Consider the following 14857-nt stretch of genomic DNA (forward strand, 5'->3'; position numbering starts at 1 on the left):
GATCAGTCGAACCGGCAGTACCTCATTGCGCGCTGCGCTGTACATGCCTAGCTTGGTGGCACGCCGGCACAACCCCATCCTGCATCAATTTGCAGAACGACTTACTGCAACTGGGATGGCGAAGAAAGCTGTCATCGGAGCAGTCATGCACAAACTGGCACACCTGATTTATGGAGTGATACGCAACGACAAGCCCTTCGATCCTAATTACTTATCGAAAGGGCTTGTCATTCAAGACGGTATCTGACCCCAGTTGTTAGTCGTCGTTGGCGTGGGTGTGCTGCATCGATTCCTGCGCCCACTTGAAGGCCGCCTGGCCGACCATGCCCAACCCATCCATATCCAGCCCCTCCTTCTCGGCGATCTCCAGCGCCCGTTCGACCTTGTCGCGTTCGAGCAGCAGCACGATCGTCAGATACGGCCCGTAGACCCCATCACTGTTCAGCAATACGTCGCGGATATCGTCCGACAGATGCATCTTGTCGACCAGGTTGGCCATCGGCACCCCCAGCAATACATCGAACAGCGACAGCAGCCCCACCAGGAACAACTCGTCGCGCTGCGCCTGCGGCAGCTTGCTGCACGTCTCCAGGAAACGCGCGCGCGTCAGCGCCACTTCCAGCAGCGATTCATCGCGCGCCTGGTTGGCGCCGCCGCCCAGACGGAACATCGACACCGTCAAGCCCCGGTATAGCTGATTGCGCCCCAGCACCATGAACGCCTGCTGCAAGCTGGTCACCTTGGTGGTCTGGCCGTTGCTCGGCGCGTTGGCCCATTGCAGCACCTGGTAGGTCATGCCGGGATCGCGCTTGGCCACCTCGATCATGGCCGGCAGTTCGGCGTCGGTGCGCAGCAGGTTGAGCAGCTCGATCGAGGTCATGCGGCTCTGGTCGACCTTGGCGTCCGGGTCCACCTTGTCGCTGGTGGTCAGGAAGTGGCCCATGAAGTAATTGCAGCCCCACGACATGCACATGCGCTGCTCATCCCAGGTTTCGACGCCGTCGACCGCCAGCTTCATGTCGGGATAGCGCATGCGCAACTGCTTGACCAGGGACTGGAAGTCGGCCAGCGTATGCTCGCCCAGCGACAGCATGGCGACGTCGCACACCGCCAGCAGCGGCGCGTCGGCCGGGTCCAGCGAAATGCCGCGCAGCGCCACCTTGCAGCCGGTCTCGCGCAGCGCCGTCATGCGGCCGGCGATCTGCTCCACCGGCAGGCTGGCGCCCTTGCGGTCTAGCATGAAAACGGTGTGCGGCGCCACCAGCGGCGCATGGCGGTTGAAGATCACCGCGTCCATGCTCAGCAGCACCAGCGCGATGCGGTTCTGGGCAAACTGCGGCAGACGCGCCGCGACCAGGGTCTCGACGAACACCGGCTCCGGCAGCGGCGCGCGGTTGCCGCCGAAGGGCACGGAAAAACGGTAGCCGCACAGGCGGTGGCGTTCGTCGACGATTTCGGCGCGCACCACGATCGCCTCGGGATCGCCTTCGGGTTCGGGCGGCGAGGCGGGCGCCGGCGCCGCCTTGGCGGGCGCGCTGGCCGGCACAGGCGCGGGTTCCGGTTTGGTTTTTAGAAACGATAAGAAGCCCACTTGCTTACCCTCCATCACCGTATATTAATTTCGATCATACAATGAAAAACCGGGCGAAAAACGCCCCCTGCCCAAAAATTCATTGCCAGACAAACACGAGCCCGCGTAACTAAAGTACAAGCTTGCCGCTATAATCTCCGCCACTCCCCTCAACCCTGAAAGTGCGACCATGAGCTACGCCCCGCCGACCGACCTGACCTGCCCCGCCATCGTCACCAGCAAAGGCGGGTTGTCCCTGTCGCGCATCGTCGCCGGCATGTGGCGCATGAACGAATGGCAGCTGACGCCGCAGCAGCGCGTCAGCTTCATCGAGCAATGCCTGGCCCTGGGCGTGACCAGTTTCGACCATGCCGACATTTACGGCGGCTACGGCGTCGAGGCGCTGTTCGGCGTAGCGCTGGCGCTGCAACCGTCGCTACGCGCGCGCATGCAACTGGTGAGCAAGTGCGGCATCAAGCTGGTCAACCAGGCGCGCCCGGAACACACCGTCCAGCACTATGACACCCGCGCCAGCCACATCGTCGCCTCGGCCGAGCATTCGCTGCGCCAGCTGGGCACCGACCACCTGGACCTGCTGCTGATCCACCGCCCGGACCCGCTGATGGATTTCGACGAGATCGCCGGCGCCTTCGAGCGGCTGCGCCAGGCCGGCAAGGTCAGGCACTTCGGCGTGTCCAACTTCAGCCGCCACCAGTTCGAGTGCCTGAACCGCCGCATCCCGCTGGCGACCAACCAGGTCGAGTTCTCGCCGCTGTGCGTGGCGCCGCTGTTCGATCAAACCTTCGACGGCCTGCAAGACCTGGGCGTGGCGCCGATGATCTGGTCGCCGCTGGCCGGCGGCCGCCTGTTCAGCCGCGACGACGCCGACGGCAGCCGCGTGCGGACGGCGATCCAGAAGGTGGCCGACGAGCTACGGCGCCCGTTCGGCAGCGTGGTGTTTGCGTGGATTATGCAGCTGCCGAGCCGGCCGCTGCCGTTGACGGGCTCGGGCCGCATCCAGGCGGTGGCCGAGGCGGTGGAAGCGACCCAGTTCAGCCTGAGCCGCAGCCAGTGGTTCGAGATCCTGCGCGCGGCGCGCGGTCACGAAGTGGCTTGAGTTCTACAACCTGTCTTTTTAGAAGCTTAGTCTTCGTAGACCAGCGGCGGCGCGATCCCGCGCCAGCCCTGCCGCCACGCCAGGTTCAGCACCAGCGTGCCGGCGATGTAGACGGCGAAGAACAGCGCGAAGTACACGGCCTGCAACCAGGCCAGCAAGCCCAGGTTGACCACCAGCAGCACCAGCGCGGCCTTGCTTTTCTTTTGCTTGGAGCTGGGGAAGCGCACGGTGGTCACCATCAAGCCGCCCACCACGAACAGCAGCGCGACGATCAGGCCGCCATGCAGCACCGTGGCCGCCGGGTCCGGCCACGCCACCACCACCGAGGCCACGCAGGCCGCGCCGGCCGTGCTCGGCATGCCGACGAAATAGCGCGGATCGGTACGGCCGACATTCACATTGAAACGCGCCAGGCGCAGCGCGCCGCAGGCCACGAAAAAGAAACTGGCGATGCCGCCCACCCGCAGCAAGGTCGGATGGTCCACGCCCAGCTGCACGAAGCCGTAACAATACAACAGCAATGCCGGCGCGCAGCCGAAGTTCATCATGTCGGCCAGCGAGTCGAGCTGCATGCCGAACGCGGAGGCGGTGTTGGTGGCGCGCGCGACCAGGCCGTCGAGCGCGTCGAACACCCCGGCCAGCACCAGCAGCACGGCGGCCAGCCGGTAGTCATGGGCGGACCCGATCAGGGCGTTGTCGACCGAGATCACGATGCTGCCGAAGCCGCACGCGATCGACATCAGGGTGACCAGGCTGGGCAGGGCGAACTTGGCGCGCTGCACGCGCGCATGGTGTAATGGCTTCAAATTGGGGCAATCAAAAAAACGCCGCATGGCACAGCAAACGGCAAGCTTACCATTTTAACCCGGTGTCATCGTTGTTCATACCGGGTGCTGCCAGACTGAAATCTGGCATAAAATTGCTACAGCCGGCCACGGCCCGGCGGCACACTGCACAGGAGTTTCCATGATGACCCACCGTCGATGCGCCCCCGCGCTGTCCGCCTTGCTGCTGGCCCTGTTGCTGTCCGCCTGTGGCGGCGGTGGTGGCGGCGGCGCGTCCTCCAGCGACAGCCCCAGCGTCGCACCGCCCGACTTGACCCAGGCGCCGGGCGCCCCCGTCTTCACCGGCAACACCGCGCTCGACGGCTATAACTGGATCAACTACCGGCGCGCGCAGCTGGGCCTGTCCACCCTGGCGCGCAACGCCGGCATCGACGCCGCGGCCCAGGGCCATTCCAACTACCAGCGCCTGAACAACACCGTCAGCCACGAGCAGACGCCCGGCCTGCCCGGCTTCACCGGCGCCACCCTGCTCGACCGCCTGACCAACGCCGGCTACCAGACCCCGCTGCCGTATGCGATCGGCGAAGTGATTTCCGCCACCAGCAACCCGTCCGGCTTTTACCAGGCGGAGGAATTGATCACCGCGATCTACCACCGCTTCGTGATGTTCGAGCCGGTGTTCAAGGAAGTCGGCACCGGCGCCGCGACCACCAGCGCCAACTACACCTATTTCACCGCCGACCTGACCGCTGTCGGCGGCTACGGCGCCGGCCTGGGCGCGGGCCGCATCGTCAACTACCCGGCCGCCAACCAGAGCGGCGTGCCGGTCAACTTCTTCAGCGACAGCGAATCGCCCGACCCGGTGCCGGGACGCAACGAGGTCGGCTATCCGATCAGCGTCCACGCCGACACCATCCGCGCCGGCGTCGGCGTGACGGTGCAAAACTTCACGGTGGCGCCGCGCGGCGGCGCCACGCTGGACGTGCGCCTGCTCAGCCACGCCGTCGACGCCCTGACGCCCGAGACCGCCGCCGCCATCGTGCCGCTGGCGCCGCTCAAGAGCGCCACCGTCTACGACGTCAGCTTCAGCGGCTTGGTGGCCGGCGTGGCGGTGACGCGCAACTGGTCGTTCACCACCCGATGAACGCGCCCGCCGCTGCCGTGCTGCATGTGGCCAGCGGGCTGCAACAGCTGATGGGTGACTACGCGCTGTACCTGAACATCGTGCGGCGCTTCCAGCAGCGCTACCACGCGGCCGCGGCCGAGGTGGGCGCGGCGCTGGCGGCCGGCGACCGCGCCGACGCGGTGCGCATCGTCCACACCGTCAAGGGCGCGGCCGGCATGATCGGGGCGCAGCAGGTGCAGCAGCTGGCGGCCGCGCTGGAGGCGGCATCCTGCGCCGCGCCGCTGGCGCCGCTGGAGCAGGCGCTGGCGCAGCTGATGCAGGCAATCGCCACGCTGCTGGCGGCCGAGGGCGCGCCGGACATCCCGGCCGCGCCGGCCCCGGCGGCGGACGCGCGCATGCTGGTGCAGCACCTGGCGCGGCTATTGGAGGAAGGCGATGGGGCGGCGATCGATGTGCTGGAACAGTCGGCCACAGTGCTGGCCGCCGCGCTGGGCGTGGCGCGCTTCGAGCGCGTGACGAGCGCGGCCCACCAGTTCGATTTCGAGACGGCGCTGGTGCAGCTGCGCGCAGACCCGGCCTGAATTCAACGATTCAGCGGCTCAGCGGGTATATTCCTTTTCCTCGTCGAAGGCGTCGGCGCACTCCTTGTCGCAGAAGCGGCGCACATTGTCCAACGGTTTGTCGCAGTACCAGCAGGCGCCCTTGGGCGGCAGCGTCTGCCGGGTGCGCGCGGGCGCCAGCGGCGCCGTGGCGGACGGCGCAACGCCGGCGCCATCATCCGGTACGCTCTCTTGTGTCGGTTCCACGATCGCCTCCTTTCCAGGCAGTGCTCAGGTCCACGTTTGCAAGATTACTTCAGCGGAATATCCGATGTATGAGAATTCTCAACCAAATCATGATAGCAGGTTCGGCATGGCGGCCCCATGCGCCAAAAGCCCAAAAACGTGGTTGCCCAGCCGCACCGCAAGCGCTGTAGAATGAAGAAAAATTTATTAATGGAAAAGTAGAAAATGATAGTGAGTCCGACAGGCAACATCGGGCCGCGAATTTTCGTGACTTGCTGGCGGTCCCGGGGCAAACTCGATCACCATCGACCGGTATTCCCGCCGTCCCGACGGCGCCGATAAAGCCTCCAGCGATCCATGACTTCCGCGCCTGCCCCGACCCGGCACCACGCTCCCGGCGTGCGCGCCAGTCTTGCGCTCCTGGCCATCGCTTGCATCTTGCCAGTCGTTGCCGTGACCGCTTTCCTGATCGTCCATTTCTACGACAGGGAGCGGACCCAGCTGATCGACAACACCGTCAGCCGCGCCCGCTCCATCATCACCGCCACCGACCGCGACATCGAAAGCACCCAGCTGGCCTTGCAAACGCTGAGCACCTCGAACATGCTGCTCAACCAGGATTTGCGCGGCTTCCACCAGCGCGCCAGCGGCCTGGTGGAGAAGCTGGGCGCCGACAGCATCGTCCTGATCGGCACCGACGGCGCCCTGCTGCTGTCGACCCGCCGCCCCTGGGGCGCGCCGCTGGCCAAGCTGGGGCGGGCGCCGCTGCTGCAGCGCATCCTGGCCAGCGGCCGGCCGGGCGTGTCCGACATGTTCATCGGCCCGCTGTACGGGCGGCCCATCTTCGTGGTCGGCGTGCCGGTGGTGCGGGCCGGCGTCATCGTCATGACGCTCAATGCCGTCTTCACGCCGCAGCGCCTGCAGCACGTGCTGACCGAGCAAAAACTGCCGGCCAACTGGCGCGCCAGCGTGCTCGACACCGAGGGCCGGGTGGCCACCCGCTCGCACGAGCAGGACACCTACGCCGGCCGCCAGGTCAGCGCCGAGCTGCGCCGGCAGATGGCCAGCGCCAGCGAGTCCGGCATGGCGACGCGCACGCTGGACGGGCAGGACGTCTACGTGGTCTACAGCCGCTCGACCCGCACCGGCTGGAGCGCCGTGCTGGGCATTCCAAGCGAGGAACTGACGGCCAGCCTGTACCGCACACTGGCCTGGCTGGTGTCGGTGACGCTCGCCGCGCTGGGCGCCGGCATGGCGCTGGCGTGGCTGCTGGGCGGGCGCATCGCCCGTTCGGTGCAGGCGCTGGTGGCGCCGGCGCGCGCGGTCGGCGCCGGCGCCAGCCTGGCGATCCCGCCGCTGCACTTCCGCGAAGCCAACCAGCTGGGACTGGCCTTGCGCGACGCCGCGCTCAGCGTGCGGCAAGCCCGCGCCGACATGCGCGAAAGCGAGCAGCGCCTGGCGCTGGCGGCCAACGCCGCCCACCTGGGCATCTGGACCCGAGAACTGAGCGACCAGCTGATCTGGTGCTCGGAGCAGTGGCGCGCGCTGTTCGGCTTCGCGCCGGAACAGCAGCTGACGCTGGCCGACCTGCTGGCCAAGGTGCACCCGGACGACCGCGCCGCCGTCCAGCACACCCTCAGCCACACCCGGCACGGCGCGCTGCGCTACGACATGGAATACCGGGTGCTGCTGGCCAGCGGCGAACAGCGCTGGATAGGTTCGCACGGCAGCATCGAGCACGACGGGCAGGGCCGGCCGCTGCGGGTGCGCGGCGTGTCGCTCGACATCACCCAGCGCAAGCAGGCCGAGCTGGAGGTGCAGCAAAAGCAGAAGGAAGTCACCCACCTGGCGCGGGTGGCCATGCTGGGCGAGCTGTCGGGCGCGCTGGCGCACGAGCTGAACCAGCCGCTGACGGCCATCCTCAGCAACGCCCAGGCGGCCCGCCGCTTCCTGGCCCAGCCGGCGCCCGACTTGGCCGAGGTGGCCGAGATCCTGGACGACATCGTCGACGAGGACAAGCGCGCCGGCGACATCATCCAACGGCTGCGGCGCCTGTTCGGCAAGCAGGACACGCCGCACCAGCGGCTAGCCGCCGCCGAGCTGGTGGACGGCGTGATCCGCCTGGTGCGCAACGACCTGATCCACCACGGCCTGACCGTGCGCACCGAGCTGGGCGAGGCGGCGCTGACGCTCAGCGCCGATCCGGTGCAGCTGCAGCAGGTGCTGATCAACCTGCTGATGAACGCCTGCGACGCCCAGGCCGCGCAGGCGCACGCGGACGGCGTGATCGTGCTGCGCTGCGTGCGCGACGGCGACGCCGTGCAGTTCAGCGTGATCGACCGCGGCGCCGGCATCGCGCCCGACGTCCTGGCGCGCATCTTCGATCCCTTCTACACCACCAAGGCGCGCGGCATGGGGCTGGGGCTGTCGATCTGCCGCAGCATCGCCACTGCCCACCACGGCACGCTGTGGGCGCACAACAACCCCGACGGCGGCGCCAGCTTCCACCTGCGCCTGCCGCTGGCCGAGGGTGCGCCATGAGCGGCGAACAAAGGGTGTTCCTGGTCGACGACCAGCCGGCCGTGCTGAAGGCGCTGGCGCGGCTGCTGGGCGCGGCCGGCTTCGCGGTGCAGCCCTACGCCAGCGCCCGCGCCTTCCTCGACGCGCTGGCGGCGGACGGCGCCGACGGTTGCCTGGTGCTGGACCTGTCGATGCCGGAGATGGACGGCCTGGCGCTGCAACAGGCGCTGGCCGGGCGCGCCAGCACCCTGCCGATCATCTTCCTGACCGGCCACGGCGACATCGACACCGGCGTGCGCGCCATGAAACTGGGCGCGGCCGACTTCCTGACCAAGCCGGTCGACGACGAACGGCTGATCGCCGCCATCCACGCGGCGCTGGCCCAGCACCGCCAGGCGCGCAGCGCGGGCGCCGAGCTGGACGAGATCCGCCAGCGGCTGGCCACGCTGACCCCGCGCGAAACCGAGGTGCTGCACCTGGTCATCGAAGGCTTGCTCAACAAGCAGGTGGCGGCCGCGCTGGGCACGGTGGAAAAGACCGTCAAGGTGCACCGCGCGCGCGTGATGGCGAAAATGCAAGTGCGCTCGGTGACGGCGCTGGTGCGCCTGGTCGACCGCGCGCGCCTGGGCTAGCCGGCGCAAAGGCCCATAGGCCCAAGGTCCAATAGCCGCGCCGTTTCCGCCGGGCTATTCTGCAGGCATGGATACCTCACTTCCCTGGGTGGCTGTAGTAGACGACGACGACGCGATACGGCGCGCGCTGCTGCGCCTGCTGCGTTCCAGCGGCATCGCCGCGCAAGCGTTTGCCGGCGGCGCCGACTTCCTGGCCGCGCTCGACGGCGGCCATCCGTGCTGCGTGGTGCTGGACGTGCACATGCCGGGCCTGTCCGGGCTGGAGGTGCAGGCGCGGCTGGCCGCGCTGGCGCCCGAGGTCGGCGTCATCATCCTCACCGGCCACCCGACTCCGGCCGAACAGGCGCAGGCGCAACAACACCGGCCGCTGGCCTACCTGAGCAAACCCGTCAACGATCAACTGTTACTGGACACCATCAGCCTGGCCTGCGGCCAGTCGGCGGCGCCCTTCACCGGAGGCCCACGGCCATGAACCCGACCACCCCACTGCACGCCGCCAAGATCCTGCTCGTCGACGACCAGCCGGTCAACCTGACGCTGCTCGAACACGTGCTGGCCAGCGCCGGCTACACCGACGTCAGCAGCACCAGCGACGCGCCGGCGGTGGCCGCCATGCACCGCCTGCATCACTACGACCTGATCGTGCTGGACCTGAACATGCCGGGCATGGACGGCTTCGAGGTGCTCGACAGCCTGCGCCAGATCGAGGCCGAGCAATACCTGCCGGTGCTGGTGGTGTCCGCCGAGCCGGACTACAAGCTGCGCGCGCTCAAGGCCGGCGCCAAGGACTTCCTGTGCAAGCCCTATGACTACGACGAGCTGCTGTCGCGCATCCGCAATATGCTGGAAGTGCGGCTGCTCTACACCCGCAGCCGCAACTACGGGCTGCGCATGGCCGGCCACGACCACCTGACCGGCCTGCCGAACCGCCAGCTGTTCGCGCAGACCATGGTGCCGCAGCTGGCGGCGGCCTGGCCGCGCGCCAGCGCCCTGCTGCTGGTCGACCTGGACGGCTTCACCGCCATCAACGACAGCCAGGGCCACGCCGCCGGCGACGCCCTGCTGTGCCAGTTCGCCCGGCGCCTGAACCTGCTGTCGCCGCCGCACGCCACCCTCGGCCGCCTGGGCAACGACGAATTCGCGCTGCTGCTGCCGGCCGAGCTGCAACAGGCCGGCGCGGTCTCCGACCAGATCCGCGAGGCGCTGCTGCAGCCGTTCAACCTGCCCGGCGGCCAGACCACGATCACCGTCAGCATCGGCATCGCCGCCTGCCCGTCCGACATCGACGACGTCGGCACGCTGCTGCGCTACGCCGACATCGCCCTGCACCAGGCCAAGCAGGAGGGGCGCGACCACTGCTGCTATTTCACCGACGCCATGGACCTGCAAGCGCAGACGCGCTACCAGCTGGAGCACGCGCTGCGCCATGCCAGCGAGCGCGGCGAGTTCGAACTGTACTACCAGCCCAAGGTGCAGATCGGCACCGGCCGCATGGTCGGCGCCGAAGCGCTGCTGCGCTGGAACCGGCCCGGCCACGGCCTGGTGTCGCCGGCCGAGTTCATCCCGCTGCTCGAGCGCAGCGGCCTGATCGTGCCGGTCGGCGCCTGGGCCATCGACCAGGCCTGCCGCCAGATCGCCGCTTGGGCGCCGCACGCCAACGGCCCGCTGCCGATCGCCGTCAACGTCGCCAGCCGCCAGTTCGCCGACGCCAAACTGGAGCAGACCGTGGCCGAGGCCATCGCCCGCCACGGCATCGACCCCGCCCTGCTGTCGCTGGAAGTGACCGAGAGCGCGATGATGGACGACATCGGCCGCACCGCCGCCACCCTGAGCGCGCTGCGCGCGAGCGGGGTGCATATCGCCATCGACGACTTCGGCACCGGCTATTCCAGTCTGGCCTACCTGAAGCGCTTCCCGGTCGACACGCTGAAGATCGACATCGCCTTCATCCGCGAAGTGACCAGCAGTCCCGACGACGCCGCCGTGGTGGACGCCATCATCGCCATGGCGCACAGCCTGAAGCTGGAGGTGGTGGCCGAGGGCGTGGAGACGGCGGCCCAGCTGGCCTACCTGGGGCGCCACCGCTGCGACCAGATCCAGGGCTACTACTACAGCCGGCCGCTGCCGGCGGCGCAGCTGGAACAACTGTTGCGCGACGACGTCCGCCTGCGCCTGCCGAACGACGCCGGCGACGCCCCCGAGCGCACCTTGCTGATCATCGACGACGAGCCGCACATGCTGACCTCCCTGCAGCGCCTGCTGCGCCAGGACGGCTACCGCGTGCTGACCGCCAACGGCGCGGCCCAGGCCTTCGCGCTGCTGGCGCAATACCCGGTGCAGCTGGTGCTGTGCGACCAGCGCATGGAGGAAATGAGCGGCACCGAACTGCTCGACAAGATCAAGCAGATGTACCCGGACACCTTCCGCATCATCCTGTCCGGCTACACCGACCTGAACACCATCATGGAATCGATCAACCGCGGCGCCCTGTACCGCTTCTACACCAAGCCCTGGGACAACCGCACCTTGCGCAGCAATATCGAGGCCGCCTTCCGCCACTACTGGCAGTTGCACGGCCTGCAGGAACCGGCGGCGCCGCAGCTGGCCATGGCCGCGGGAGGCTGACATGCATCCGCTGCTGGCCCAGCAGTTCAGCCTGCTCGATCCGGCGTCGGCGCAGTCCGATCCCGCCGCCTTCGGCGCCGCCGTCGACGCCAGCTACGAAGCGTACGACGAACAGCTGCGCGTACTGCGCCGCCAGCTGGACCTGGCCGGCAAGATGGCCAGCCTGGGCCAGGTGGCCGCCGGCATCGCCCACGAGATCAACAACCCGGTGGCCTATGTCTGCGCCAACCTGGAAATGCTGCAAGAGAGCCTGACGCCCCTGCTGGCGCTGCTGCAAACCTATGAACCGGCGGCCTGCGCCTGCCGGCCCGCGCCGGCGCAGGCCGCCTTGCGCGCGGCGCTCGACCTGCCCTTCCTGTGCCGCGACCTGCCGCAGCTGGTGCAGGAATCGCGCGACGGCATGCAGCGGGTGCGCCAGATCGTGCTGGACCTGAAAGCCTGGTCGCACGCCGGCGAACAGAACCAGCCGTGGGAGTGGGCCGACCTGCACCGCGGCATGGACGCCACGCTCACCATGCTGCGCAACGAGCTCCAGGGCCGCGCCGAGATCGTGCGCGACTACGGCGTGCTGCCGCCGGTGCAGTGCCTGCCCTCGCAGCTGAACCAGGTGGTGATGAACCTGGTGGTCAACGCCGCCCACGCGCTGGGCCCGCAGCATGGCCGCATCACCCTGCGCACCGGCGCCCAGGACGGCGAAGTCTGGTTCGCCGTCAGCGACACCGGCAGCGGCATCGCGCCCGAGCATGTGCCGCAGTTGTTCGACCCCAGCTTCACCACCAAGCCGGCCGGCCAGGGCACCGGCCTCGGCCTGTCGCTGGTGCAGGACATCGTGCACAAGCACGGCGGCCGCATCGACGTCAGCACCGAGCTGGGCCAAGGCAGCACCTTCCGCGTGGTGTTGCCGCAGCGGCACACCGCCTGAACGGACCAGGAGAACCCTATGCATTGCTTGACCACTACCCGCCGCATCGCCCTGCTGTGCCTGGCCGCCGGCCTGGCCGCCGCGCCGGCCGCGCCGGCCGGCGAGCCGATCACGCCGGTGCCGCTGAGCTTGCACCAGGACCCGGCCAAGGCCGCGCTGGGCCGGCGCCTGTTCAACGACGTCCGGCTGTCGGGCAACAGCAGCGTCTCGTGCGCCAGCTGCCACAACGTCGCGCGCGGCGGCGGCGACCAGCGCGCCAAATCGCTCGGCTTCCTGGGCAAGCCGGGCGCCGTCAACACGCCCACCGTGCTCAACGCCGCGCTCAACTTCAAGCAATTCTGGGACGGCCGCGCCGACACGCTGGAAGCCCAGCTCGACATGGTGATCCGCAATCCGATCGAGATGGGGTCGTCGTGGGAGAGCGTGCTGGCCAAGCTGGCGGGCGACGCCGCCTACCGCGACGGCTTCGCGGAGGCTTACCGCGACGGCCTGACCATCGCCAACCTGCGCCATGCCATCGTCAGCTACGAACGCACGCTGATCACTCCCAACGCCCGCTTCGACCAGTACCTGCGCGGCGACCGCAACGCCATCACGGCGGCGGAAAAGACCGGCTACGCCAAGTTCAAGCAGTTCGGCTGCGTGGCCTGCCACCAGGGCGTCAACGTCGGCGGCAATATGTTCCAGAAATTCGGCGTCATGGGCGACTACTTCGCCCAGCGCGGCGGCATCAACGAAGCCGACCGCGGCCGTTACGCCGTCACCCACAATCCCGACGACCTGCACGTGTTCAAGGTGCCCAGCCTGCGCAACGTGACGCGCAGCGCGCCGTATTTCCACGACGGCTCGGCCGCCACGCTGGAGCAGGCGATCGACGTCATGTTCAAGTTCCAGCTGGGACGCAGCGGCAGCAAGCAGGACAAGGCCGACATCATCCAGTTCCTCAATACGCTCAACAGCACACCGGCGGGGCAGCCATGAACGCGCACCGCCGGTGGTGGCGACAACGACTGCGGCTGTACCGGCTGCCGCTGGCCTGCCTGCTGCTGGCCGTCCTGCTGGGCGCGATCTACGCGCGCAGCCTCAGCTACGACAGCAACGACTACTTCGCCAACGTCGCGCTGCTGCGGCAAGTCGGCCAGCTTGACGCGCAATGGGAACTCGACGCGATGAAGTCGCGCATCGGCCTGAACCCGAGCTACGACGCGCTGGCCCATCCGCTGGAGGCCATGCACGAGCTGCCCTTGCAGATCAAGGCGTCGTCGCCGCAATTGGCCGCCGCGCTGGACGCCTACCAGGAGACCCTGAGCGCGAAGGCGGCGCTGATGGAGGCATTCAAGTCGCACAACGCGGTGCTGCACAATTCGCTGGACTTCCTGCCCGTCGCCGCCGACGACATCGGCGCTCCAGTCAACCTGCAGCGCGGCCACCGGCTGGAGGCGATGGGTCATGCGGAGGCGGCCGCCCACCGCCTGCTGCTGGCCTTGCTGATCTACAGCGACGGTCCTTCCGAGAGCGGCGTCGCCGAGGTCGAACGGGAGCTGGCCGCCCTGGAGGCCTCCCGCGCCGGCCTGTCCGGCGAGCTGGCCGAGCGCATCGACACCATGAGCGCGCACGCGCGCACCGTGCTGGTCGAACAGGCCGCGGTCGACCGGCTGCTGACCGGCATTGCGGCGGCCCCCACCGACGAAAGCATCGACGCCATCAGCGCCCTGCTGGGCCAGCAACAACAACTGGCGATGCAGCGCCTGCATGCCTACCGCTACGGGCTGATACTGCTGGCCGCGCTGCTGGTCGGGCTGCTGGCCTACACCGCGCTGCGGCTGCTGCGCAGCCACGCCACGGTCCAGCGCGTCAACGCCGAACTGAAGACCGCCAATGACCACCTCGAAGGCCGGGTGCAGGAACGCACCGCCGAACTGCTGCAAGCGAACCAGCGCTTGCAGCAGGAGATGGCCGAGCGCAAGGCCCTGCAAAGCCGGCTGGTGCAGTCGGAGAAGCTGGCCTCGATCGGCCAGCTGGCGGCCGGCGTGGCGCACGAGATCAACAACCCGCTGGCCTTCCTGGCCTCCAACTTCGGCACGCTGGAGGACTACCTGGACAAGCTGTTCGAGCTGCTGGGCGCCTACGAGCAAGCCGAGCCCGGCGCCGCCTCGCACGAGGCGGTGGCACGCTCCCGCAGCCGGGTCGACCTGGCCTACCTGAAGCAAGACATTCCGGCGCTGGTGGCCGAATCGCGCGGCGGCATGGAGCGGGTCGGCAAGATCGTGCAGGACCTGAAACAGTTTTCGCGCGTGGAAGCCACCCAGGACTGGGAGTGGGCCGACCTGCGCACCGGCCTGCAATCGACGCTCAACCTGATCGGCGGCGACCTGGAAGCGGTGGCCGACATCCAGACCGAATTCGGCCCGATGCTGGAAATCGAATGCATGCCGTCGCAGCTGAACCAGGTGTTCCTGCACCTGCTGCAAAACGCCGCCCAGGCCATCGGCCCCGAGCGCGGCCGCATCACCGTGCGCTGCGGCAGCGCAGGCTCCGAGGTCTGGCTGGAAGTCAGCGACACCGGCGGCGGCATCGCCGCCGAAGCGCTGCCGCGCATCTTCGATCCCTTCTACACCACCCGGCCGATCGGCAAGGGCACCGGGCTGGGGCTGTCGCTCTCCTACGGCATCGTGCAAAACCACTACGGCCGCATCGACGTGCAGAGCACGCCGGGCCGGGGCAGCACCTTCCGCGTGACGCTGCCGGTCAGCCACCGCATGGCCCAGGCCTAGA

The 14857-nt window shown here is 68.4% G+C and carries 13 protein-coding genes and 1 pseudogene; 11 read left to right on the forward strand and 3 right to left on the reverse strand.

Going from position 1 to position 14857, the window contains the following annotated elements; translation table 11 throughout:
• Window positions 1-247, forward strand: a pseudogene (locus D0T21_RS32670) (IS110 family transposase); the annotation flags it as partial.
• 9 nt (window positions 248-256) lie between these two features.
• Here the strand turns inward: D0T21_RS32670 and D0T21_RS29315 are convergent.
• Complete coding sequence (locus D0T21_RS29315) at window positions 257-1546, reverse strand: EAL and HDOD domain-containing protein (RefSeq protein ID WP_229211686.1); 1290 nt, start codon at window positions 1544-1546, stop codon at window positions 257-259.
• A gap of 214 nt (window positions 1547-1760) precedes the next feature.
• Here D0T21_RS29315 and D0T21_RS29320 point away from each other — a divergent pair, with 214 nt between their 5' ends.
• Complete coding sequence (locus D0T21_RS29320) at window positions 1761-2687, forward strand: aldo/keto reductase family oxidoreductase (protein ID WP_116994017.1); 927 nt, start codon at window positions 1761-1763, stop codon at window positions 2685-2687.
• Between the two features lie 26 nt (window positions 2688-2713).
• Here D0T21_RS29320 and pssA read toward each other — a convergent pair whose 3' ends face one another.
• A complete protein-coding gene (gene pssA / locus D0T21_RS29325) occupies window positions 2714-3493 on the reverse strand; it encodes a CDP-diacylglycerol--serine O-phosphatidyltransferase (protein WP_373995383.1) in 780 nt (259 codons plus the stop codon).
• A 160-nt stretch (window positions 3494-3653) separates the two neighbouring features.
• On the opposite strand from pssA, the gene D0T21_RS29330 reads away from it, so the two are divergent.
• Entirely contained in the window at window positions 3654-4616 is a 963-nt protein-coding gene (locus D0T21_RS29330; RefSeq protein WP_116994015.1) for a CAP domain-containing protein, read from the forward strand.
• Window positions 4613-5179 (forward strand): Hpt domain-containing protein, encoded by a 567-nt coding sequence (locus D0T21_RS29335; RefSeq protein WP_116994014.1) that lies wholly within the window; start codon window positions 4613-4615, stop codon window positions 5177-5179. The genes D0T21_RS29330 and D0T21_RS29335 overlap by 4 nt, the downstream gene beginning before the upstream one ends.
• Window positions 5180-5197: 18 nt before the next feature.
• Here the strand turns inward: D0T21_RS29335 and D0T21_RS29340 are convergent, their stop codons facing one another.
• Window positions 5198-5404 carry a hypothetical protein gene (locus D0T21_RS29340; protein ID WP_116994013.1) on the reverse strand — a complete coding sequence of 69 codons (207 nt, stop codon included), beginning with the start codon at window positions 5402-5404 and terminating at the stop codon, window positions 5198-5200.
• A gap of 336 nt (window positions 5405-5740) precedes the next feature.
• Here D0T21_RS29340 and D0T21_RS29345 point away from each other — a divergent pair, with 336 nt between their 5' ends.
• From D0T21_RS29345 to D0T21_RS32675, 7 genes are all read left to right on the forward strand, one after another.
• The gene (locus D0T21_RS29345; protein WP_116994012.1) at window positions 5741-7924 is read left to right on the forward strand and encodes an ATP-binding protein; all 2184 of its coding nucleotides are present in this window, start codon (window positions 5741-5743) and stop codon (window positions 7922-7924) included.
• Window positions 7921-8535, forward strand: a complete 615-nt coding sequence (locus D0T21_RS29350; protein ID WP_116994011.1) for a response regulator transcription factor — start codon at window positions 7921-7923, stop codon at window positions 8533-8535. Before D0T21_RS29345 ends, D0T21_RS29350 begins: the two co-directional genes overlap by 4 nt.
• Before the next feature lie 67 nt (window positions 8536-8602).
• Entirely contained in the window at window positions 8603-9007 is a 405-nt protein-coding gene (locus D0T21_RS29355) for a response regulator transcription factor (RefSeq protein WP_116994010.1), read from the forward strand.
• Window positions 9004-11160, forward strand: a complete 2157-nt coding sequence (locus D0T21_RS29360; protein ID WP_116994009.1) for an EAL domain-containing protein — start codon at window positions 9004-9006, stop codon at window positions 11158-11160. Before D0T21_RS29355 ends, D0T21_RS29360 begins: the two co-directional genes overlap by 4 nt.
• Before the next feature lies 1 nt (window position 11161).
• Window positions 11162-12082 carry a sensor histidine kinase gene (locus tag D0T21_RS29365; RefSeq protein ID WP_116994008.1) on the forward strand — a complete coding sequence of 307 codons (921 nt, stop codon included), beginning with the start codon at window positions 11162-11164 and terminating at the stop codon, window positions 12080-12082.
• Window positions 12083-12100: 18 nt separating this feature from the next.
• Entirely contained in the window at window positions 12101-13063 is a 963-nt protein-coding gene (locus D0T21_RS29370) for a cytochrome-c peroxidase (protein ID WP_116994007.1), read from the forward strand.
• Complete coding sequence (locus D0T21_RS32675; RefSeq protein WP_229211687.1) at window positions 13060-14856, forward strand: DAHL domain-containing protein; 1797 nt, start codon at window positions 13060-13062, stop codon at window positions 14854-14856. The genes D0T21_RS29370 and D0T21_RS32675 overlap by 4 nt, the downstream gene beginning before the upstream one ends.
• Window position 14857 lies beyond the last annotated feature (1 nt).

This window comes from Duganella sp. BJB476, from assembly GCF_003416895.1.
Taxonomy (GTDB): domain Bacteria; phylum Pseudomonadota; class Gammaproteobacteria; order Burkholderiales; family Burkholderiaceae_D; genus Rugamonas.